The 21,303-nt window shown below is 67.1% G+C and carries 17 protein-coding genes; 5 read left to right on the forward strand and 12 right to left on the reverse strand.

The window, feature by feature from the left end:
- Nucleotide 1: 1 nt before the first annotated feature.
- The 3 genes from tpiA to gap are packed head-to-tail and all read right to left on the reverse strand — an operon-like array spanning nt 2 to nt 3,031.
- On the reverse strand, nt 2-787 hold the full coding sequence (gene tpiA / locus ADBZ9K_RS00710) for a triose-phosphate isomerase (protein WP_526617797.1): 786 nt from the start codon (nt 785-787) through the stop codon (nt 2-4).
- A gap of 7 nt (nt 788-794) precedes the next feature.
- Nucleotides 795-2,006 carry a phosphoglycerate kinase gene (locus ADBZ9K_RS00715; RefSeq protein WP_526617798.1) on the reverse strand — a complete coding sequence of 404 codons (1,212 nt, stop codon included), beginning with the start codon at nt 2,004-2,006 and terminating at the stop codon, nt 795-797.
- Between the two features lie 5 nt (nt 2,007-2,011).
- Nucleotides 2,012-3,031: a type I glyceraldehyde-3-phosphate dehydrogenase gene (gene gap, locus ADBZ9K_RS00720; protein WP_526617799.1), complete on the reverse strand. Its 1,020-nt coding sequence runs from the start codon at nt 3,029-3,031 to the stop codon at nt 2,012-2,014.
- Between the two features lie 225 nt (nt 3,032-3,256).
- Here gap and ADBZ9K_RS00725 point away from each other — a divergent pair, with 225 nt between their 5' ends.
- Nucleotides 3,257-3,919, forward strand: a complete 663-nt coding sequence (locus tag ADBZ9K_RS00725; protein ID WP_526617800.1) for an MOSC domain-containing protein — start codon at nt 3,257-3,259, stop codon at nt 3,917-3,919.
- A gap of 12 nt (nt 3,920-3,931) precedes the next feature.
- Here the strand turns inward: ADBZ9K_RS00725 and whiA are convergent, their stop codons facing one another.
- The 4 genes from whiA to uvrC are packed head-to-tail and all read right to left on the reverse strand — an operon-like array spanning nt 3,932 to nt 8,878.
- Nucleotides 3,932-4,915: a DNA-binding protein WhiA gene (whiA, locus tag ADBZ9K_RS00730; protein WP_526617802.1), complete on the reverse strand. Its 984-nt coding sequence runs from the start codon at nt 4,913-4,915 to the stop codon at nt 3,932-3,934.
- Nucleotides 4,906-5,967: a gluconeogenesis factor YvcK family protein gene (locus ADBZ9K_RS00735; RefSeq protein WP_526617803.1), complete on the reverse strand. Its 1,062-nt coding sequence runs from the start codon at nt 5,965-5,967 to the stop codon at nt 4,906-4,908. Before ADBZ9K_RS00735 ends, whiA begins: the two co-directional genes overlap by 10 nt.
- The gene (gene rapZ / locus ADBZ9K_RS00740) at nt 5,964-6,854 is read right to left on the reverse strand and encodes an RNase adapter RapZ (RefSeq protein ID WP_526617847.1); all 891 of its coding nucleotides are present in this window, start codon (nt 6,852-6,854) and stop codon (nt 5,964-5,966) included. Before rapZ ends, ADBZ9K_RS00735 begins: the two co-directional genes overlap by 4 nt.
- Nucleotides 6,855-6,877: 23 nt before the next feature.
- Complete coding sequence (gene uvrC, locus ADBZ9K_RS00745) at nt 6,878-8,878, reverse strand: excinuclease ABC subunit UvrC (RefSeq protein ID WP_526617805.1); 2,001 nt, start codon at nt 8,876-8,878, stop codon at nt 6,878-6,880.
- 59 nt (nt 8,879-8,937) lie between these two features.
- On the opposite strand from uvrC, the gene ADBZ9K_RS00750 reads away from it, so the two are divergent.
- Complete coding sequence (locus ADBZ9K_RS00750) at nt 8,938-9,402, forward strand: GNAT family N-acetyltransferase (RefSeq protein WP_526617806.1); 465 nt, start codon at nt 8,938-8,940, stop codon at nt 9,400-9,402.
- Here the strand turns inward: ADBZ9K_RS00750 and ADBZ9K_RS00755 are convergent.
- Genes ADBZ9K_RS00755 through ADBZ9K_RS00765 form a run of 3 tightly spaced genes read right to left on the reverse strand, consistent with a single transcriptional unit; the run spans nt 9,389 to nt 11,638 of the window.
- Nucleotides 9,389-9,853, reverse strand: a complete 465-nt coding sequence (locus tag ADBZ9K_RS00755) for a PH domain-containing protein (protein ID WP_526617808.1) — start codon at nt 9,851-9,853, stop codon at nt 9,389-9,391. The two genes, ADBZ9K_RS00750 and ADBZ9K_RS00755, sit on opposite strands and share 14 nt — an antisense overlap.
- On the reverse strand, nt 9,850-10,329 hold the full coding sequence (gene ribH, locus ADBZ9K_RS00760) for a 6,7-dimethyl-8-ribityllumazine synthase (RefSeq protein WP_526617809.1): 480 nt from the start codon (nt 10,327-10,329) through the stop codon (nt 9,850-9,852). Before ribH ends, ADBZ9K_RS00755 begins: the two co-directional genes overlap by 4 nt.
- 31 nt (nt 10,330-10,360) lie before the next feature.
- Nucleotides 10,361-11,638 (reverse strand): bifunctional 3,4-dihydroxy-2-butanone-4-phosphate synthase/GTP cyclohydrolase II, encoded by a 1,278-nt coding sequence (locus tag ADBZ9K_RS00765; protein WP_526617810.1) that lies wholly within the window; start codon nt 11,636-11,638, stop codon nt 10,361-10,363.
- 570 nt (nt 11,639-12,208) lie between these two features.
- Here ADBZ9K_RS00765 and mgtE point away from each other — a divergent pair.
- Nucleotides 12,209-13,594, forward strand: a complete 1,386-nt coding sequence (gene mgtE / locus ADBZ9K_RS00770; RefSeq protein WP_526617812.1) for a magnesium transporter — start codon at nt 12,209-12,211, stop codon at nt 13,592-13,594.
- Between the two features lie 119 nt (nt 13,595-13,713).
- Here mgtE and ADBZ9K_RS00775 read toward each other — a convergent pair whose 3' ends face one another.
- A complete protein-coding gene (locus ADBZ9K_RS00775) occupies nt 13,714-18,861 on the reverse strand; it encodes a beta strand repeat-containing protein (protein ID WP_526617813.1) in 5,148 nt (1,715 codons plus the stop codon).
- Nucleotides 18,862-18,931: 70 nt separating this feature from the next.
- Here ADBZ9K_RS00775 and ADBZ9K_RS00780 point away from each other — a divergent pair, with 70 nt between their 5' ends.
- On the forward strand, nt 18,932-19,459 hold the full coding sequence (locus ADBZ9K_RS00780) for a hypothetical protein (protein WP_526617814.1): 528 nt from the start codon (nt 18,932-18,934) through the stop codon (nt 19,457-19,459).
- A gap of 408 nt (nt 19,460-19,867) precedes the next feature.
- Here ADBZ9K_RS00780 and ADBZ9K_RS00785 read toward each other — a convergent pair whose 3' ends face one another.
- Nucleotides 19,868-20,467: a riboflavin synthase gene (locus tag ADBZ9K_RS00785; RefSeq protein WP_526617815.1), complete on the reverse strand. Its 600-nt coding sequence runs from the start codon at nt 20,465-20,467 to the stop codon at nt 19,868-19,870.
- A 130-nt stretch (nt 20,468-20,597) separates the two neighbouring features.
- Between ADBZ9K_RS00785 and ADBZ9K_RS00790 the strand changes: the two genes are divergently transcribed.
- Nucleotides 20,598-21,296, forward strand: coding sequence for an LppX_LprAFG lipoprotein (locus ADBZ9K_RS00790; protein ID WP_526617816.1), 699 nt, complete (start codon nt 20,598-20,600; stop codon nt 21,294-21,296).
- Nucleotides 21,297-21,303 lie beyond the last annotated feature (7 nt).

Consider the following 21,303-nt stretch of genomic DNA (forward strand, 5'->3'; position numbering starts at 1 on the left):
GTCACGGCAGCGGCCCGCCGGCGGCGATCGCCGACAGCGTCGCGAACTGCTCGCCGTCCAGCGAGGCTCCGCCGACCAGGGCACCGTCCACGTCCGGCTGCGCCGAGAGTTCGCCGACGTTCTTGGCGTTCACCGACCCGCCGTAGAGCACCCGGATACCGGCGGCGATTTCAGCGGAAGCCAGCGCCTCGAGCTCCTTACGGATGGCTCCACACACCTCCTGGGCGTCGGCGGCACTGGCCACCCGCCCGGTGCCGATGGCCCACACTGGCTCGTAGGCGATCACCACGTCGGTCAACTGCTCCGTGGTGAGACCGGCCAGCGACCCACGCAGCTGGGCGACGTTGTACTCGACGTGGTTGCCGGCCTCCCGGACTTCGAGGTGCTCCCCGATACACACGATCGGGGTCAGGCCGTGCCGGAACGCCGCGGCCGCCTTGGCCGCGACCACCGCGTCGTCCTCGTGGTGGTAGGTGCGGCGCTCGGAGTGGCCGACCACCACGAAGGTGCAGCCCAGCTTGGCCAGGAACGCACCGCTGATCTCGCCGGTGTAGGCCCCCGAATCGTGCTGGGACAGGTCCTGGGCGCCGTAGGTCAGCCGCAGCTTGTCACCGTCGACCAGGGTCTGCACGCTGCGCAGATCGGTGAACGGCGGGATGACGGTGACGTCGACCTTGTCGAAGTACTTGTCGGGCAACGAGAACGCGATCTTCTGGACCAGCGCGATGGCCTCGAAATGGTTGAGGTTCATCTTCCAGTTGCCCGCGATCAGCGGTTTACGGGACACAGGACTCCTAGTTCAATACTTCGATGCCGGGCAGGACCTTGCCCTCAAGGTATTCCAGTGAAGCGCCGCCGCCGGTCGAAATGTGCGAGAAACCGTCCTCCGGTAGACCGAGCTGGCGCACCGCCGCCGCGGAATCGCCGCCGCCGACGACGCTGAACGCACCCTTGGCGGTCGCACCGATGATCGCTTCGGCCACCCCCTTGGTACCCGCGGCGAACGCCGGGAACTCGAACACACCCATCGGGCCGTTCCAGAAGATGGTGCGCGCGTTGGACAGCAGCGCGGCGAACCGCTTGACCGACTCGGGCCCGATATCCAGGCCCATCTTGTCGGCTGGGATCGCGTCGGCGGCAACGGTTTCCGGTGCCGAGTCGGCGGCGAACTTCTCGGCGACCACGATGTCCACCGGTAGGTGAATCACGTCGCCATATTTTTCGAGCAGGTCCCGACACGTATCCAACATCTCCTCCTGCAGCAGCGAGGTCCCCACCGGAAGCCCTTGCGCGGCAAGGAAGGTGAAGCACATGCCACCGCCGATGATGAGGCTGTCGGCCTTGGTGGCGAGGTTCTCGATGACCGCAAGCTTGTCCGACACCTTGGACCCGCCCAGCACCACGGCATAGGGCCGCTCGGATGAGCTGGTCAGCTGCTCGAGCACCTTGACCTCGGCGGCCACCAGCGTTCCCGCGTAGTGCGGCAGCAGCGTGGCGACGTCGTACACCGAGGCCTGCTTGCGGTGCACCACCCCGAAGCCGTCGGAGACGAACCCACCGTCCGCACCGACGAGTTCCACCAGGGCCTCGGCCAGCGCCAGCCGCTCGCTGTCGTCCTTGCTGGTCTCGCGCGGGTCGAAGCGGATGTTCTCCAGCAGCAGGATGTCGCCGTCGGTCAGCCCTTCAGCGCGGGCCAGCGCGTCGCTGCCGACCACGTCACCGGCGAGCTGAACGTGCCGACCCAGCTTCTCCCCCAGTGCGGCGGCAACCGGAGCCAGCGAGAACGCCGGATCCGGGCCACCCTTGGGCCGGCCAAGGTGCGCGGTCACCACGACCTTGGCCCCGGCGTCGGACAGCGCCTTCAGCGTCGGGACCGAGGCGATGATGCGCCCAGGATCGGTGATGGCGTGGTTGCCGTCGAGCGGGACGTTGAGGTCGGAGCGCACCAGTACGCCCCGACCGGCAACGCCCTCGGCAAGCAGGTCGGCGAGAGTCTTGACAGCCATCGCTGTTAGAGGGACTTGCCGACCAGGCCGACGAGGTCGACCAGACGGTTGGAGTAGCCCCACTCGTTGTCGTACCAGGACACCACCTTGGCCTGGTTGTCGATGACCTTGGTCAGACCCGAGTCGAAGATCGAGCTGTGCGGGTCGGTGACGATGTCACTGGACACGATCGGGGCGTCGTAGTACTTCAGGATGCCCTTGAGCTTGCCCTCGGCAGCGGCCTTGAGGGCGGCGTTGATCTCCGCGGCGCTGGCCGTCTTCTCCAACTCGACGGTCAGGTCGGTGACCGAGCCGGTGGGGATCGGCACCCGCAGGGCGTAGCCGTCCAGCTTGCCCTTCAGCTCGGGCAGCACCAGGCCGATGGCCTTGGCCGCACCGGTGGAGGTGGGCACGATGTTCACCGCGGCGGCACGGGCGCGACGCAGGTCCCTGTGCGGACCATCCTGCAGGTTCTGGTCTCCGGTGTAGGCGTGGACGGTGGTCATCAGGCCACGGATGATGCCGAACTCGTCGTTGACCACCTTGGCCAGCGGGCCCAGGCAGTTCGTGGTGCAGGACGCGTTGGAGATGACGCTCTGGCTGCCGTCGTACTTGTCGTCGTTGACGCCGATGACGATGGTGATGTCCTCGTCCTTGGCCGGCGCGGAGATGATGACCTTCTTCGCACCCGACTCCAGGTGTCCGCGGGCCCGGGCGTCGACGAAAATGCCGGTCGACTCGACCACGATGTCGACGCCGAGGTCTCCCCACGGGATGGCGGCCGGGCCTTCCTTGACCTCGAACGCCTTGATCTTGGTGTTGCCGATGACGATGGTGTCCTCGCCCTCGAGGCTGACGTCCTCGGGCAGGCGCCCCAGGATCGTGTCGAACTTCAGCAGGTGCGCGAGAGTGGTGTTGTCGGTGAGGTCGTTGACGGCCACGATCTCGATGTCCTTGGCCTTGCCCTCGGCTTGCTGTGTTGCCAGGGCCCGGTAGAAGTTGCGTCCGATGCGGCCGAAGCCGTTAACGCCAACCCGGATGGTCACGTTGTCTCCTCTAGTAGCTCCTGAGTACCCCCGCCCAGACTAGTAGCGCGACCGGCGCCGTGTGCGACCGGCTGGAATGTCACCCGGACGCTCCCCCGATCCGGGGGCCGAGCCGCCAGATGACGCTGACGCGGGAGTGCCGAAACCGTCGTCGGTGCAGAGCCTTTCGGCCGACCTGCGCGGCAGCCGTGAGCGGGGGCGCCCGTGCACCATTACCCTGGTCTGGTGGCAAGCGTGCTGTCGGTGAATCTGGCCCGGGTCCGCGCGAATCCGGATGCGCCGTCGACGTCCACCGGTATCGACAAGGCGGGCACCTCGGAGCCGGTGCTGGTGCGCGCACCGGGGCCGATGCGCGGTGGGCTGGGCAGCGGCCTGGTCGGCGACACGATCGGCAACCACAAGCTGCACGGCGGGGATGACCAGGCCGTCTACGCCTACGCACGGGAAGACCTCGACGAGTGGGAAACCCGGCTGTCGCGGCCGCTGACCAACGGGATGTTCGGCGAGAACCTGACCACCTCCGGGATCGAGGTGAGCCGGGCGCGTATCGGGGAACGCTGGCGGGTCGGCACCGACGGATTGATGCTGGAAGTGTGCGCGCCGCGCACGCCGTGCCGGACCTTCTCGGCGTTCCTGGACATCGCCAACTGGATCAAGACGTTCACCGACGCCGGAATGCCGGGCGCCTATCTACGGGTGCTCACCCCCGGAACCGTGCGCGCAGGCGACCAGGTCGAGATCGACCACCGTCCCGATCACGACGTGACGATCGAGCTGGTGTTCCGCGCCCGAATGTCGGATCCCGCGCTGCTGCCCAGGTTGCTGGCCGCCGACGCGCTGTCTGCGGAACTCAAGGCCTACGTGGCCAAGCGGACGGCGGCCCGCTAGAGCCGGCGCGGCTCAGGCGTCCTCGAGCAGATCGGGGGTGACGGCCGACTCGGTATCCGGAATACCGTCCTGCTTGGCTTTGCGGTCGGCCATCGACAGCAGGCGCCGAATGCGGCCCGCGACAGCATCTTTCGTCATCGGCGGTTCGGCCAGCCGGCCCAGCTCCTCCAGCGAGGCCTGCCGGTGCTCGACCCGCAGCCGGCCGGCGGCGGCCAGGTGTTCGGGCACCGTATCGGCCAGGATCTCCAGCGCGCGCTCCACCCGGGCCGCGGCGGCGACCGCGGCACGCGCCGAGCGGCGCAGGTTGGCGTCGTCGAAGTTGGCCAGCCGGTTCGCGGTGGCCCGCACCTCGCGGCGCATGCGGCGCTCCTCCCACGTCAACCGGGTGTCCTGGGCGCCCATCCGGGTCAGCAGCGCACCGATGGCCTCGCCGTCGCGCACGACGACCCGGTCGGTACCACGTACCTCGCGGGCCTTGGCGCTGACGCCGAGTCGGCGCGCCGCGCCGACCAGTGCCAGCGCGGCTTCCGGTCCGGGACAACTGACTTCGAGCGCCGAGGACCGCCCGGGCTCGGTCAGCGATCCGTGGGCCAGGAAGGCCCCGCGCCACGCCGCCTCGGCGTCGCCGACGCTGCCGCCGACCACCTGCGCGGGCAGGCCGCGCACCGGCCGGCCGCGCATGTCCAGCAGACCGGTCTGCCTCGCCAAGGCTTCCCCATCTTTGGCGACCCGGACCAGGTAGCGGGTGCTCTTACGAATACCGCTGGCCGACAGGACGTGCACAACCGCGTTGTAGCCGTAGAGGTCGTAGATGTCCTTGCGCAACCGGCGGGCGATGATGCCCAGGTCCACTTCGGCTTCCACGACCACCCGGCCGGACACGATGTGCAGGCCGCCGGCGAAGCGCAACAGCGCGGCCACCTCAGCACGGCGGGCACTCACGGAGTTGACGACCAACCGGCTGAGTTCGTCCTTCACCTCGGCAGTCATCGCCACAGGTCGTCACCTCTCGGTCCGTTGCCAGTTGGTTCCTGCACTCCGCCCCCCTGTCGGCTTCCGCCGGCCTGCACGGGTGCAGCAGGCGGGAGGATGGGTGGTGTGGGTACCGTTCCTCGGATGCGCACACCGTCAAGTGCTGCAGCCAGCTTCGCCGGGTCATGTAAAGGTGTACCAGGTCTCGACACGTCGACAAACTGAACTGCAGCATTCAACAGCCCTGCGGTGCGACGGACTTGATCACGTTCCCGGTCGGATGGGACGCATGCCGCGTCGACGATGATGTCGTGCACCGAGAGGCCAGGAGCGTGCTGAGCCAGGACGTGCAGATGCCGCTCGGCCGAGAAGCCCGCGGTCTCCCCCGGCTCGGCGGCCAGGTTGAGCACCAGGGCGCGCCGCGCGGTGGTGGACTTCAACGCCTCGACCAGTCCCGGTACCAGCACGTGCGGGATCACACTGGTGAACCAGGAGCCCGGCCCGAGCACGACGAGGTCGGCGGCCATGATGGCGTCGACGGCCTGCCGGGTGGCCGGCGGGTCCCCGGGCAGCAGGCGCACTCGCCGGACCTTGCCGGGTGTGGTGGCCACCGCCACCTGGCCGCGGATGACCCTGCTCATCCGCGGGTCGCCTTCCAGGCCCGCCACGTCAGCCTCGATCTGCAGGGCGACCGGGCACATCGGCAGCACCCTGCCCTTGACGCCGAGGACGCGGCCCAGCTCATCGAGCGCGGCGACCGGGTCGGCCAGCACCTCGTTGAGACCGGCCAGCATCAGGTTGCCGATCGGGTGGCCGGCCAGTGCGCCGCTGCCGCCGAAGCGATGCTGGATGATGGTGGCCCACAACCGGCCTTGCGGGGTGTCGGAAGCCAACGCCGCCAACGCCATTCGCAGATCACCGGGCGGCACGATCTCCAGTTCGCTGCGTAGCCGGCCCGAGGATCCGCCGTCGTCGGCGACGGTGACCACCGCGGTGACGTGCGGGGTCAACCGGCGGGCCGCGGACAGCGTCGCATACAGACCGTGCCCACCACCGAGGGCAACGATCCGGCTCATTCGCGACCCAGATCGCGGTGCAGCACGCGGACCGTCAGGTGCTCATTGCCCTGGAGCAGCCCGGTCAGCGCTTCGGCCATGGCGACACTGCGATGCTTGCCGCCGGTACAGCCGATGGCCACCGTCATGTAGCGCTTCCCCTCCCGGCTGTATCCGTCGACGACGAGTCTCAGCAGCTGATGGTAGGTCTGCAGGAACTCCGCCGAGCCGGGTTGGCTCAGGACGTAATCTCTGACCGCCGGATGCTGGCCGGTGTGCGGCCGGAGTTCGTCGACCCAGTGCGGGTTGGGCAGGAAACGAACGTCCATCACCATGTCGGCATCCATCGGCAGGCCGTACTTGAACCCGAACGACTCGACCGTCACGCTGGTCTGCGCGACGGCTTCACTGCCGAAGGCGCGCTCGATGCTCTCGCGCAGGGCGCGCACCGACAGCGTCGAGGTGTCGATGATCAGGTCCGCCGACGCCCGTACCGGGGCCAGCATCGCGCGTTCGGCGGCGATGCCCTCGGCCAGCGTCTGATTGCCCTGCAGCGGATGGCTGCGCCGATTGTTCTCGTAGCGCCGCACCAGAATGTTGTCGGAGGCCTCCATGAACAACACCCGCGGGTGGATGTCGCGGGTCGCCAGCTCGTTGCGGACCGAGTCGAGGTCGCCGGTGAATCCGCGGGAACGCACGTCCATCACCACCGCGAGCTGGGTGATCCGCGAGCCGGCGGCCAGGCCGAGGTCGACCATCTGCGCGATGAGTTCGGGCGGCAGATTGTCGGCGACATACCAGCCGAGGTCTTCGAGTACCTTCGCGGCGGTTCCCCGGCCGGCCCCGGACAGGCCGGTCACCAACACCACGTCGATACCCGACTCTTCGCCGGTCTGTCCGGTGTGCATGTGTTCGCCTGTGCTGTTTTCTGTCATCGCGTCGCCTGTTCAGCTGACTGATCTTCACCGACGGGGTCGACCTGCGCAGCCGATCCCGCCGAATCTAGCGTCACGCCTAGCGCTTCCAATACTGCGGCAGCGGTCGCGGTACCGATCCCTGGCACCGCTGTGATCTCCTCGACGCTGGCCTGGCGCAGTCTGGCCAGCGATCCGAAGTGGGTGACCAGCGCCTTGCGCCGGATCTCTCCGAGCCCGGGGACCGAGTCCAGCGCCGAGGCGGTCATCCGCTTGGAGCGCTTGCTGCGGTGGTAGGTGATGGCGAAGCGGTGTGCTTCGTCGCGGACCCGCTGCAGCAGATACAGGCCCTCGCTGTTGCGGGGCATGATCAGCGGGTCGGCCTCGGCGGGCACCCACACCTCCTCGAGGCGCTTGGCCAGGCCGATCACCGCGACGTCGCTGACGCCCAGGTCGTCGAGCACCGCCTGGGCGGCGTTGACCTGCGGCGCGCCGCCGTCGACGACGTAGAGGTTGGGCGGGTAGGCGAACCTGCGGGATTTCCCTTCGGCTGAGAATTCCTCGATCGACCGCTGCTGTTCCTGGACGTGCCGGGTGAAGCGCCTGCGGGTGACCTCCGCGATCGAGGCGACATCGTCGGAGCGTCCCTCACCGGCAGCCTCCCGGATCGCGAAGTGCCGGTAGTCGGACTTGCGCGGCAGTCCGTCCTCGAAGACCACCAGGGAGGCCACCACGTCGGTGCCCTGAACGTGGCTGATATCGACACACTCGATGCGCAGCGGTGCGTCGGCCAGCCCCAGCGACTCCTGGATGTTCTGCAGCGCAGCCGATCTGGCGGTGAAGTCGCCGGCGCGCTTGAGCTTGTGCTGCTGCAGGGCTTCCTGGGCGTTGCGGTGCACCGTTTCGGCCAGGGCCTTCTTGTCACCCCGGCGCGGCACCCGCAGCGCCACCCGCGAGCCGCGCAGGCCCGACAGCCAGTCGGCCAGTTCCTCGGCGTTGGGCGGCAGGCAGGGCACCAGCACCTCGCGCGGCACCGGATTAGTGGATTCGTCTGCCGCCCCGCCTAATTCGGCCTGCTCTCCGTAGAACTGGGTGAGGAACTGCTCGACGAGCTGCGCCTGCCCGGAATCTCCTGGATCACCGGGCTTTTCGACCACCCAGCCACGCTGGCCGCGCACGCGACCGCCGCGCACGTGGAAGACCTGCACGGCGGCCTCCAAGTCGTCGTCGGCGAACGCAACCACGTCGGCGTCAGTCCCGTCACCGAGCACGACGGCCTGCTTTTCCAGTGCGCGCTTGAGCGCGGCGATATCGTCGCGCAGTCGGGCGGCCCGCTCGAAGTCGAGCTGGTTGGACGCGGCGTTCATCTGATGTTCAAGTTCGCGGGCGAAACGGTCGGTCTTGCCGGACAGGAAATCGCAGAAGTCTCCCACGATCTTGCGGTGCTCGTCGGCACTGACCCGACCGACGCACGGCGCCGAACACTTGTCGATGTAGCCCAGCAGGCACGGCCGCTCGATCTGGCTGTGCCGCTTGAACACTCCCGCCGAGCAGGTTCGCGCCGGGAACACCCGGGTCAGCAGGTCCAGCGTCTCGCGGATCGCCCAGGCGTGTGAGTACGGACCGAAGTAACGAACCCCCTTGCGGCGCGGCCCGCGGTAGACGAACAACCGGGGGTACTGCTCGTCGAGGGTGACCGCCAGCACCGGATAGGACTTGTCGTCGCGGTATCGGACGTTGAACCGCGGGTCGAACTCCTTGATCCAGTTGTATTCCAGCTGCAGCGCCTCGACCTCGGTGTTGACCACCGTCCACTCGACCTTGGCGGCCGTGGTGACCATCTGCCGGGTGCGGGGATGCAGGGCCGAGATGTCCTGGAAGTAGGACGTCAGCCGGCTGCGCAGGCTCTTGGCCTTGCCGACATAGATCACGCGGCCGTGCGGATCCCGGAATCGGTAGACACCCGGCTCGACCGGAATCGACCCGGGCGCGGGGCGGTAGGTCGCGGGATCGGGCACGTTCTCAGGTTAGTACCCGGACCAAATCGGCCGGCTCCTCAGCCGCTACCGTCGACACCGTGCCCGCGGCCCGCGTCACACGCCTCACCGAGTCGGACTGGGAGCAGTTCGCCCAGCTGCGGTTGCGGGCGCTCAGAGATACCTTCGGCACCTCGGATCCGCAGTACCGCACCGAAGCGCGGTTCACCCCGGCCGACTGGCGCAGACGGCTACGTGACCACGCACAGTTCGCGGCGTTCCTCGCCGATCGGCCGGTCGGGCTGGTCGCCGCCTCCCCGGACAGCGCCGAGACCGCCTACGTGTACTCGCTGTGGGTCGACCCGCAGGCGCGCGGCCAGGGACTGGCTCGCCGCCTGGTCGAAGCGGTACTGGACTGGGCACGCCGGCATGGGGTGCGGACCGCCACGCTGCGCATGGAACCCGGCAACGGCGCGGCGCGCACGGTCTACGAAGGTCTCGGGTTCACCGAGATACCGTCGGGCAGCACCACCCAGGAAGTGGTGATGAGGCTCAGGATCGGGTGAGGTCGGGACGGTACTTGGCGACCAGGGCGCGGACGGTGTCCATCGCGTCGACGGCACGCCGGCCATCCACCGATTGGATGGCCAGCACCGGGACGTACTCATAGTCGGCCAGGTCCACCCTGGCCCACCGCGATCCCTCTGGAAACGACACCCCGAACACGTCACTCCACGGCACGAGCCGCTCCACAATGACGTTGCGCACCCCGATACCGGCTGGTCCCACCCGGACCCGGGGAAGGGCCAGCAGCAGAATCCCGGCGGCCAGAATGATCCCCAGTCCGGCCATCGACACCTGATCGGCGGTCTGGATGATCGCGCCGGTGTAGCGGATCTTCAGCAGCAGCCCGACCGTGATGCCGGCGGTGGCGATCACGAACGCGGCAACGTAGGCGAAGTACGGCGTCAGTCGGGGCCGCAACACGACATCCCAGTCGCCGTGCGTCGTGATCATGCCCCGCGCAGGTGGCGCAGCGTCAACGCCGTCGACAGCGCCGCGGCGGCGGCCTGCGCACCCTTGTCCTCAGCGGAACCGGGCAGCCCGGCCCGATCGAGGGCCTGCTCTTCGGTGTTGGTGGTCAGCACGCCGTTGGCCACCGGGGTCGACTCGTCCAACGACACCCGGGTGAGCCCCTGGGTGACGGCATCGCAGACGTAATCGAAATGTGGTGTCTGACCGCGGATCACGACACCGAGAGCGACTACTGCGTCGTGGCTGCGGGCGAGTTCCTGTGCAACGACCGGAATTTCGATCGCGCCAAGCACCCGTACGACGGTGGGTCCGGTGATGCCGGCGTCCTCAGCCACCCTGCGGGCGCCATCGAGCAGCGCGTTGCAGATCTTGCCGTGCCAGGTGCTGGCCACGATGGCCAGCGACAGCTCCGAGGCGTCCATCTCCGGAAGTTCGGGGACGCCGTCGCCTCCGCTCATGTGTGCGCTCCGCGCGCCGGGCGTCCGGTGCTCACAGGGCCCCGCCCACGTCACCCGGCAGCCGCGCCGCCTCGTCGTAATCATCGAGCCCGGCCAGGTCGTGGCCCATCCGGTCGCGCTTGGTCATCAGGTAGCGGATGTTCTCGGCGTTGGCCCGCACCGGCAGCGGCACCCGCTCGATGACGTGCAGCCCGTAGCCATCCAGACCGACCCGCTTGGCCGGATTGTTGGTCAGCAGCCGCATCGAGCGCACCCCGAGGTCCACCAGGATCTGCGCGCCGATGCCGTAGTCGCGGGCATCGGCGGGCAGCCCGAGCTCGAGATTGGCGTCGACGGTGTCGGCGCCGGCGTCCTGCAGTTGATACGCCTGCAACTTGTGCATGAGGCCGATGCCGCGTCCCTCGTGGCCGCGCATATAGAGCACGATGCCGCGGCCTTCACGGGCCACCATGGCCAGCGCGGCGTCGAGTTGCGGACCGCAGTCGCAGCGCCGCGAGCCGAACACGTCACCGGTCAGGCATTCGGAGTGCACCCGAACCAGCACGTCGTGGCCGTCGTTCTCGGGGCCGGCGATATCCCCCTTGACAAGCGCAACGTGCTCGACCTCTTCGTAGAGGCTCGAGTAGCCGACGGCGCGGAACTCGCCGTGCCGGGTCGGGATCCTGGCCTCGGCGATCCGCTCGATGTGCTTTTCGTGCTTGCGCCGCCACTCGATGAGGTCCGCGATCGAGATCAGCGCCAAGTCGTGTTCGTCGGCGAAAATCCGCAGCTCGTCGGTCTGGGCCATCGCGCCGTCGTCTTTCTGGCTGACGATCTCGCAGATGGCGCCCGCGGGCTGCAGGCCGGCCAGCCGGGCCAGGTCGACGGCGGCCTCGGTGTGGCCGGGACGGCGCAACACCCCGCCGTCCTTGGCGCGCAGCGGGACGACGTGACCCGGTTTGGTGAACTCCTCAGACACGCTGGCCGGGTCGGCGAGCAACCGCATCGTCGTTGCCCGGTCTGACGCCGAAATGCCGGTCCCCACACCGTGTTTGGCATCCACGGTCACGGTGTAGGCGGTGCCGTGCTTGTCCTGATTCACCGCGTACATCGGTAGCAGGCCCAGCCGGTCGCAGATCTCGCCCGACAGCGGCACGCACAGGTACCCCGAGGTGTAGCGCACCATGAACGCGACCAGCTCCGGCGTCGCCTTCTCGGCGGCGAAGATCAGGTCGCCCTCGTTCTCGCGGTCCTCGTCATCGATGACCACGACGGCCTTGCCCGCCGCGATATCGGCGACCGCCCGCTCGACGGTATCCAGCCTCGTCATCGTTGCCGCCCTGTAACCATGGGAAGTCCGTACTAGGAATTCCAAGTGATTCTGCTGCACACAGTATGAACCACCGATCACGGTCGATTATTGCCCGTCTTGCCCAGTGGCCCGATCGTCGATTGCCGCTCAGCTGTGATCACCGATTTTCGCAGGCCATTGGCGGCGGGCCCGCCCGCGGTGTGACATAGGTGACAGGAGGGGCTTGCGGGGTGGCAGCAGAGGCGCCGTCCGGCGGCGCCCACGATTCGCGCCCCGTTACTGCGCGTACGCGGTCGGCCGGCAGATCTCGACAGGGGGTGAACGACAGATGAAATCACTGAGGCGTTGCCATTGCGCTCAGGAGAGTGGATCGCGGAGTTTCGCGGCGGCCGAGACGGCGGCATCCGCGTATTTCGCCAGGTCCTGCCGGGCCGTCATCGACGTGGCCAGCTGCCGGACGAGCAGACGCGCGCCGCTCGCGTCAGTTCCGGCGCTGCCGCTTCCGTCGCTACGCTGACGCTGCCGAAAGTTGGCCGTGCTCGTCGACCCGGTGGTGTGGGCGGCGCACGCCGAACGAACAGGAGCGCGATGAGGGGACTCGGCGTCGGCACTGGCGTACTAGGCGTTCTCCCGGTTCGGGCTGCCGAGTTGGACTCCGCGCTCGCCGTCGACCAGTGGCTGCGGTCGGTCGGTTCGGCCGAGCGAAGCCGGCAGGTCGATTCGATGTCGAAGCCACAGCTGGCCAGATTTGTTTCGCTGCTCGATTCGTCGACAGGTCCCGAGCTGCTCGGCTCCGTCGATGCCGATCTTGCGACGCGGATCATCAGGTCGGCGGATATTGGCCAGTCGGCCCGGTGGCTCGAAGCCCTTGAGTGTGATGACGCCGCCGAAGTTCTGCGCAGACTTGACAATTCAGCGCGCGAGTCGCTCATCGAGCGCATCGACGACGAGCCGGCCCAATCCCTCCGCGAGATGCTGCGGTGGCCGCCGAAGTCCGTTGCCGCGCACATGCTCCCCCACGTGTTCACGGTCTCGGACACGATCACCGCTGCCGATGCCGAAGCGGTGGTTCGCGAGCAGAGCGCCCAGGTTCGGGGCCGGGCCCGTGCCGGCGCGCTGGTCTACGTCACTGATGCCGACCGGCGGCTGATCGGATTCGTGGAGTTCCAAGACCTCGTGCTCGCCCAACCGAATCAGTCCGTCGCAGAGTTGGCCAGCGACGACCCGGTCTGGGTGCGCCCCTTGGTCGACGCCGAACAGGCCGCACACTCGCTCATCGACTACGACTTGGCCGCGTTGCCGGTGGTCGACGACCAACGAAGGATCCTCGGTGTGCTGACCGCGGACATGGCAGCCGACATCCTCGAGGCGGAGGCCACCAAAGACGCCGAACGCCAAGGCGGCTCGGAACCCCTGGAGGTCCCCTACCTTCGCGCATCCCCACTTCGTTTGTGGCGCAAGCGGATCGTTTGGCTGCTCGTGTTGTTCGCAGCCGAGGCCTACACCGGCACCGTGCTGCGGGCATTCGAAGACGAGTTGGAGGCGGTCGTCGCGCTGGCGTTCTTCATCCCGCTGCTGATCGGCACCGGTGGCAATACCGGTACCCAGATCACCACCACGCTCGTCCGCGCCATGGGAACCGGACAGGTCCGGCTACGCGACCTGCCCCGAATCGTGGCCAAGGAGGTGTCGACAGGTTTCCTGATCGCCGCGACGATGGCCCTGGCCGCTGTGATCCGGGCGTGGACCCTTGGAGTCGGCCCCCAGGTCACCATCACGGTGTCACTGACGGTCGCCGCGATCGTGCTGTGGGCCTCGATCGTGGCCTCGGTGCTGCCGCCGCTGCTGAAGAAGCTGCGGGTGGATCCGGCGGTGGTGTCCGGGCCGATGATCGCCACCATAGTCGACGGCACCGGGCTGATCATCTACTTCCTGATCGCCCACGCAACACTGCCGCAGTTAGCTGGGCTGTAGAGCGACAGCGCCGGCGACGAGTTCGAGTGGCCGTGCCGATTCTTGTCACGCGTAGCAAGCACCAGCAAAGCGCGTGACCGTGGGCTGTGGGCAACAACGCTTCCGTCCGCAGAAGCCGACTAGAAGGACCATGAGCCAGCTGGCGAGGACTTGGCTGGCGTGCCGGTCACGACCCCATTGCTGACGGTGTAATAGCCATCGTAGATGGTGAGGGTAATCGTCTTACCGGAGAAATTGACCCCCGCGTCGGCGTCGATTCTGCGCAGGTCGTAATTGAAGTAGGTCCGGCTAGTGATGGTGTGGCCGGCGCCGCTACCGGAATACACATTGCCGAAGCCACTGGAGTCGCCGTCAGCGTCGGACACCGAAATCCCGGTCACCGTCGGCGAAAGGCCGAAGAGGCTGGCCTTGGTGCCACCTGAGATCGTCGGAGCATTGTTCACCGCATAGGTGGACATCGTCACCGTGGTGTAAGCAACGCCGCCCAGGCCATCACTCACCGCCACGGTGAACGTGTCGGTCGTGTCCGCAGCGGATGCACCGACCTTGGCCGCGGCGTGGAAGTACGACTTGTCCTTGGTGATCGTGTAGGTGAAGGAACCGTCGGCATTCAACGTGACGGAGCCACCGTCGGTAGTGGTCGTGACACTCGCATGGGTGGTGGGATCGACCAGCGAATAGGTGAGCGTGTCACCGTCGGCGTCGGTGGCGGTGATCTTGCCGGTGGTCGTCTGCTTCCGGTCGTTACCGCCGTTGCTGCTCAACGTGTCCAGCCGCCACTTGTTCGAGTCGGTGCTGCCCTTGTCGGTCGTCGTCGTACTCACCACCGGGGCGTTGTCGACCACGTTCGGGGCGACGTTGATCGTCGCAACCGTGACCGTCTTACCGGTGGCGTCGGTGGCCTTGATGGTGAACGAATCAGCCGAGGTCGTCGTGTGGCCCAGACTGGAGTTCCGTACGTAGGTGTAGGTGTAGGTGCCGTTGGTGTTGACGAGTTGCACCGTGCCCTTGGACGGACCGGTGCCCACGCTGTACGTCAGCCCCAGACCGGTGGTATCGCTGGGGGACGGAATGTTCAGCGTCCCGGTCTCGGTACCCAGCGTCGTCGTTCTGTCCACGCCCGTCGTCGTGCCCGGCGTGGTCAGCCCGGTCAGGTTGACGGTGGCCGTGGTGACGCCGCCATGACCGTCGTTCACCTGCACCTGGAACGAATCGGACGTGACCCCCACCTTCGGAACGTAGGTGAACGAGGCGCCGCTCATCGAGACGATGCCGCCGTTGGTGGTGTAGACCGATCCGCCGGTGGCATTGACCAGGCTGTAGGTCATGCCGTCGCCGTCATTGTCGGAGCCGGAGACGGTGCCGCGCACTACACCCAGTGTGTCGGTGCCGCTGACCGAACTGCTGAGTGTCGGCGCATTGTTGAGCTTCGCGATCGGGATCCCGTAGGTCGCCGTGGTGGTGCCGCCGAAGGCATCTCTGATGGTGATCGTGAACGTGTCACCGGGATCGCCGTCGGCGGCATGAGTGTGCCAGTAGCTTTGATGGATTCCGGCCAGCGCGGACTTGCTGTTGTCGTATGTGAACGTGCCGTCGGCGTTGACCGTGACCGAACCGCCCTGAGCAGTGCCGTAGGTGCCCGCGGCAAACGTCACCGTATCGCCATCAGCGTCCGTCGCGTGCAGCGTGCCCGTCGTGTGCTGCTCGTCAGACGGCCCGCCCCACACGTTGTAGGTGGGAGCCCCGACTGGGCTGTCCGTCGTCACACCGTTGCCCACCGGCGCGTTGTTGGCCACCGACGGCACCACGTTGATCGTCGCGATTGTCACCGACTTGCCCGTGGCGTCGGTAGCCACGATCGTGAACGAATCGTTCGGCGTGGTGGTGTGGCCCAGGCCGGCGGTCCGGGTGTAGGTGTAGGTGCCGTCGGCGTTGACCGTCACGGTGCCCTTCGACGGGCCGGCGCCCAGGCTGTAGGTCCAGCCTCCGCCCAGGCTGGCGTCGTTGGCCGGGACATTGATCTGCCCGGTCACGACGTTGGGCGTCGAGGTGCTGCCGTTGGTGGTCTGCGTCGCCGCGGCCAGGCCAGTCAGATTGACCGTCGCCGCCGTGGTGCCGCCGTGCCCGTCGTTGACCAGCACCTGGAACGAGTCGGAGGTGACACCCACCTTCGGGACGTAGGTGAAGGTGCCGTTCGAGTTGATCGTGACGATGCCGCCATTGGCGGTGTACAGGTTGCCGCCGGTGGCGCCGATCATGCTGTAGGACAGCGAGTCGTAGATGGTCTTGACCTGCGACCACGAGTAGAAGCCGTCCGGGTCGGAGCCCACAATGGTGCCGCGCAGCACACCCAGGGCGTCGGTGCTGGTATTGCTCACCGACGTGGTCGCATTCGGCGGCGTGTTCTGCTGATAGACCGGGATCGAATAGGTCGCGGTGGTGGTACCCCCGCGGCCGTCGCTGAGTGCGATGGTGAACGTGTCGCCCTGGGCGCCGTCGGCGGTGGCCGCGTGCCAGTGGCTGCTCGGGACGCCGAAGGCATCCAGCTCCGTCTCACTGGTGTAGCTGTACGTACCGTTGGCGTTGACCGTGATCGAACCGCCATTGGCGGTGCTGTAGGTGCCGGTGGTGAAGGTCACCGTGTCGCCATCGGCGTCGGTCGCCAGCAGCGTGCCGGTGGCCACCTGCCGATGGCCCGGACCCGCCACACTATTGAGCGCGTTCGTCGTCACCACCACGCCGCCAGCGACCGGCGCACGATTGTTCACCGACGGGGCGACCGTCATGGTGAACGTCACGCTACGTCCGTTGGCGTCGGTACCCCGCAGCGTGAAGGTGTCGCTCGGTGAGGTATCGCCCGGATTGAGGGTGTAGGTGTACGTGCCGTTGCCGTTGTCCACCACCGTGCCGTGTGCGCCGTTGGAATTGACGCTGTAGGAAAGCATTCCGGCATCGTTCGTCGGGATGGTGAGCTTGACCGTCGCGGTGGTGGCGGTCACGCCCACCGTGGTGGTAGCAGGCTGCACCACCGAGATGTTGACCGTCTGCGTGGCGGTTCCGCCGTGACCATCGTTGGCCAGCACGTTGAACGAGTCCGTCGAACCCGCTGCCGACGTCGGAACGTAGGTGAAGGAGTTGCCGCTGAGATAGACGATTCCGCCCTTGGTGGTGTACGACGATGTCGCCGTCGCCCCGGCCGGATTACCGGCACCCAGCAAGCTGTAGGTGAGCCCGTCACCGTCACCGTCAGAACCGCTGATGGTGCCGCGCACCACACCCAGCGCGTCGCGGGTGATGCCCGTTGTGCCGTTCAGAGTCGGAGCTTCGTTGCGCGACGCGATCGGAATCCCGTACGTCACCGCCGTGGTACCACCGAAATTGTCGGCGACATTGATGGCCACCGTGTCCACCGCGCCGACAGCGTGGTGCCAGTAGGCGTCGTGGGTGTGGATGGCAGCCCCGTCGTCGTACGCGTACTTGCTCATCGAATAGCTGAACGTGCCGTCGGCGTTCACCGTGATCGAACCGCCGTTGGACGTGGTGTAGGTGCCGGCGGCGAAGGTCAGCGCATCGCCATCGGCGTCGGTCGCGTGCAGCGTGCCCGTAGTGTGCTGCTCATCGGCCGGGCCGTGGCCCGCTTCGTAGGTCGGTGCCCCGACCGGAGACGTCGTCGTCACCCCGGTGCCGACCGGCACGGCATTGGTCACCGGCGGCGCGACCGCAACCGCGAAAGTCACTGTGCGCCCCGCAGAGTCGGTGCCAATGACGGTGAACGTATCGTCGCGGGCGACGGAGTGGCCCAGGTTCGGGTTGCGGGTATAGGTGTACGTGCCGTCCGGGTTGACCACGACCGTGCCGTACGCGCCATCGGAGCCCTTGGCATAGGTGAGCATCCCAACGTCGGCACCCGGGAGGTTCAGCTTGACCGTCTGGACATTGGTCGCCGAGGACACCGTCGTGACCTGCGGCGCGGTAACCGGAACATTGACCGTCAGAACGGTGGACCGGCCCTCGTCGTCTGCGATCCGAACCTGGAACGAATCCGTCGTCCCCGCCGTCGACGTCGGAATGTAGGTGTAGGTGCCGTCCGAATTCAGCTTGACAATGCCACCCTTGGCCGAATACCCCGACATCGAGGTGGTGGAGGCGGCACTCGCGGCACTGAGGGGTCCAGCGGCGCCGTCCGAGCCGTATCCGGAGTCGACCAGTGAGTATGTGAGGGAACCGTTACCGCCGTCGCCGACAAGGTCGCCGCGGACGACACCGAGGGAGTCGGTCGTGGAGCTAGGCACGTTGACGCCGGGCCAGTAGACCGTGATGGCCACCGTCAATTTGGTTGTGGCGTCATTACCTTCGGGCATGTACGGATGCAGCACACTGATGGTGCCGTCGCCCAGGGCATCGATGGTAAAAGTGAACGTCAGCAGTTGAGGTCCGTTGTCAAAGCCGCTGTTCCAGTTCACCAGCTGGAACGTGAAACGCCCGCAACCCGTGCAGGGATCGACAGCGTCGGCGATGGCCAGTGACCACGTGCCGTTGTCCGGCAGCGTAAAACCGTCTGGACCGGTGATCGGGTCGAAGTCCTGATCATAGAAGTCGACAACCCCGTCGATGGTGACGTTGTTCGTCTGGCTGTACGACACGCCAGTCAGCACGGGGGCGTGATCGATCGCCACGTCCGCGAACCGCCGGAAAATGGCGATCACGGCGACGTACATGACAAGTGAAACCGGGTTCGGGGCGGGTCCGACATCAACCATCTTGTCCAGCACGGTTTTTGGAGAGAGGAACGCACCGGCGCCGGCCGAGATGATCGGATCGTTCAAGCCGTTGATGAGATCGCCGCTGGCGAGCGCGACCATCGCGTTCGAGAAGCTGATGACCTCCGCGCCCCAGACGTTGACGTCCCAGGTCTGGGCGATGTTCATGACCTCGATTGCGCCCGCGAGGGTCGCGGCGGTCACCGACGCCGGCGTGATGGCTTCGGGTGCGCCGCTCACCATCTTGAACGGTGGCACGAACTCATTGATGAAGGTGGCCATGCCGTTGAGCGAATGCGAGAACGAATCCGACACGATCGGTGACGTGAAGAACATGTTCAAGACGGTGACGGGGAACTTGAGCCAGGCGTTCTCCACAGAAAGCGGGGCCGCCAGGAAGGCGTCCAACTGTGCGCCCCAGGCGTCGAGTGAGGTCTGGATGTCGTAGTGCGCCGGGGTGGTGATCGGGGCGGCGCCGTCCTGAACGGCCGATAGGTCGCCGTCCATCGAGTCAGCCGCGGCCGACGGGGCGGCGGCTGCGGCGGCTGGGGCAACCCTGGCCGAGGAGAGCCTCGAGATGCCGGAGCCCGTCGATTCCGACGGGCTGGCGGCCGTCGCCGTCGGCGAGACGGTTGATGCCGGCGTCGCGGTGTCGTCGGTCACGACCGTCGTTGTCGTGTTCTCGGCGGCCGGTGCCGCGAGCGTGGTGTCGCCGGTCGATGTAGCGGTGTCGGCAGCGCCAGTCGCGGTGGCACCGGCTGTGGCTGTCGAGTTGCTCCTCGCCACCACAGCCCGGCCTGAGCCGGACGACCGGACGGCCAACGAGGAGCCGCCGTTGGAGGCCGCCGCGGGCGCCTTGCCCGCCGAGCGGGCGCGCGCAGGGCCGGCGGATCCGTTCCCGCGGCCGGAACTCGCGGAGTTGCCGGAATTGCTGCCGGCGTTGCTCGCGGAATGCGGTGCTGCGCCGGAATCTGACGATCCACCGTCTGCGCTGGCCGAGGCCATGCCGTGTCCGGCGCCGACCGCCAAGCCCAGCCCCACCGCGGCCGCGAAAATCCCGTTACGAGCTGCCTGCCGGCCGTTACGGGACGGGGGCTTCCGGTGACGGCCCCCGCGCTTCTTCGAACCCACCAACTCTCCCGCTCGTTTGCGAGTGACGACCCTCACGAATGCAACCCAGGGAGACACGCGTCACTTTACCGTCCAGCAACCTAACATCACCCGGAGCTGTCACCAAGGTTATTGCTAGCGGAATTTTAGGAGAACGCACTGAACGGCCAATTTACGGGTACCGAGTCGAAGTCAAGCCCAACTAAGCAATTAGGAAACCCGTGGAGTCTGAATTTCAGCAAACTTCGTTTTCTGGATTGAACGAGTTTCGCTTTTCGGACTGAGCAAGGATGACGTGTTCTGGCAGCTCAGAACTGGCGATCGGCGAGTAGGCGCACGACGCACTTCGTTACGTGTCTACTTCGAGGTTCACTGCAGCGCCCACCGGCGCGCCCACGGCAGGTCAGAGCTGGCGATCGCCCAGCAGGCGCTCGACGTACTTCGCGATCACGTCTACTTCGAGGTTCACCGCAGCGCCCACCGGCGCCCGCCCGAGGGTCGTCAGCGCCAGCGTGGTCGGGATCAGCGACACCTCGAACCAGTCGCTGCCGATGGCGGACACCGTCAGCGAGATGCCGTCGACGGTGATCGACCCCTTCTCCACTACGTACCGCGACAGCTCGGCCGGCAGTGCGATACGCACTACCTCCCAGTGGGCGGACGGCGTGCGCGAGATCACCCGCCCGGTGCCGTCGACGTGGCCCTGCACGATGTGACCGCCGAGTCTGCTGTTGACCGCCGCGGCGCGCTCCAGGTTCACCGGGCTACCGACCGCGACCGCGGCCAGGCTCGTCCGGTTCAGCGTCTCGGCCATCACATCGGCGCTGAACTGCCCGCCGGGTAGCACGTCGACGACGGTCAGACAGACACCGTTGACCGCGATCGAGTCGCCGTGGCGGGCATCGGCGGTGACGACGGGGCCGCGAATGACGAACCGCGCGGAGTCAGCCAGATCGTCCTTGCCGACCACTTCGCCCAGTTCCTCAACGATTCCGGTGAACACGCGCCCAATCTATCCCGGCCAGGTCGACACCCCGCCGAGCCCGCCGAAACTCCAGGCCAGAACCGGTGCCACCGGAGACAACCGGCGTCGCACATGGGGCCACGTCGGTGCGACCCTCTACGATGCACCTATGCCGACGTGCCGCCGAATGTTTGCCGTCCTTGCCACCCTCTTCGCCACAGCCGCCCTGTTCGTCGCGGGCTGCTCCTCCTCGAAGCCCGCCGAGTCGCTGCCTGACGCGCCCGGATTGGTCCAACAATCCATCCAGGCCACCAAGGCGCTCAAGAGCGCTCACCTGGACATCACCGTCAACGGCAAGATCGAGGGCCTGCCCGTCAAGAAGCTGTCCGGTGACCTGACCAATGTGCCGGCCGTCGCGATCTCGGGGAGTTCGACCATCTCCATGGGCGGCTCCGACGTCGACATCCAGCTGGTCGTCGTGGACGGAACGCTCTACGCCGCGCTTACTCCCAACAATTGGCTGGACATGGGTCCGGCCAAGGACATCTACGACCCGTCGGTGATCCTCAACGCCGACAGCGGGCTGGCCAACCTGCTCGGCAGCATCAGCGACGCCAAGTCCGAGGCCAGCGAAACCATCAACGGTGTCGACACCATCCGGGTGTCGGGCAAGGTGACCGGCGATGCCGTCACCAAGCTGATCCCCCAGATCAAGTCGAGCAGCCCGTTGCCCGCCACGGTGTGGATCGAGAAGAACGACCCCCACCAGCTGGTGCAGGCCAAGGTCGACGTCAGCGAGGGCAACAGCGTCCAGCTGAACCTGTCTGAATGGGACAAGCCCGTCACCGTCACCAAACCCGCGGTCTGACGGTCCC

This window comes from Mycobacterium sp. (assembly GCF_965229265.1).
Lineage (GTDB): Bacteria > Actinomycetota > Actinomycetes > Mycobacteriales > Mycobacteriaceae > Mycobacterium.

Coding starts and splice junctions, on each gene's coding strand:
- ribH (WP_526617809.1), bottom strand. CDS start 10,329: ATGAGCGGAGGCGACGGCGTCCCCGAACTTCCGGAGATGGACGCCTCG.
- ADBZ9K_RS00735 (WP_526617803.1), bottom strand. CDS start 5,967: ATGAGCCGGATCGTTGCCCTCGGTGGTGGGCACGGTCTGTATGCGACG.
- ADBZ9K_RS00775 (WP_526617813.1), bottom strand. CDS start 18,861: ATGGACGGCGACCTATCGGCCGTTCAGGACGGCGCCGCCCCGATCACC.
- ADBZ9K_RS00790 (WP_526617816.1), top strand. CDS start 20,598: ATGCCGACGTGCCGCCGAATGTTTGCCGTCCTTGCCACCCTCTTCGCC.
- ADBZ9K_RS00715 (WP_526617798.1), bottom strand. CDS start 2,006: ATGGCTGTCAAGACTCTCGCCGACCTGCTTGCCGAGGGCGTTGCCGGT.
- ADBZ9K_RS00765 (WP_526617810.1), bottom strand. CDS start 11,638: ATGACGAGGCTGGATACCGTCGAGCGGGCGGTCGCCGATATCGCGGCG.
- mgtE (WP_526617812.1), top strand. CDS start 12,209: ATGAGGGGACTCGGCGTCGGCACTGGCGTACTAGGCGTTCTCCCGGTT.
- ADBZ9K_RS00755 (WP_526617808.1), bottom strand. CDS start 9,853: ATGATCACGACGCACGGCGACTGGGATGTCGTGTTGCGGCCCCGACTG.
- rapZ (WP_526617847.1), bottom strand. CDS start 6,854: ATGCACACCGGACAGACCGGCGAAGAGTCGGGTATCGACGTGGTGTTG.
- ADBZ9K_RS00780 (WP_526617814.1), top strand. CDS start 18,932: ATGCCGGAGCCCGTCGATTCCGACGGGCTGGCGGCCGTCGCCGTCGGC.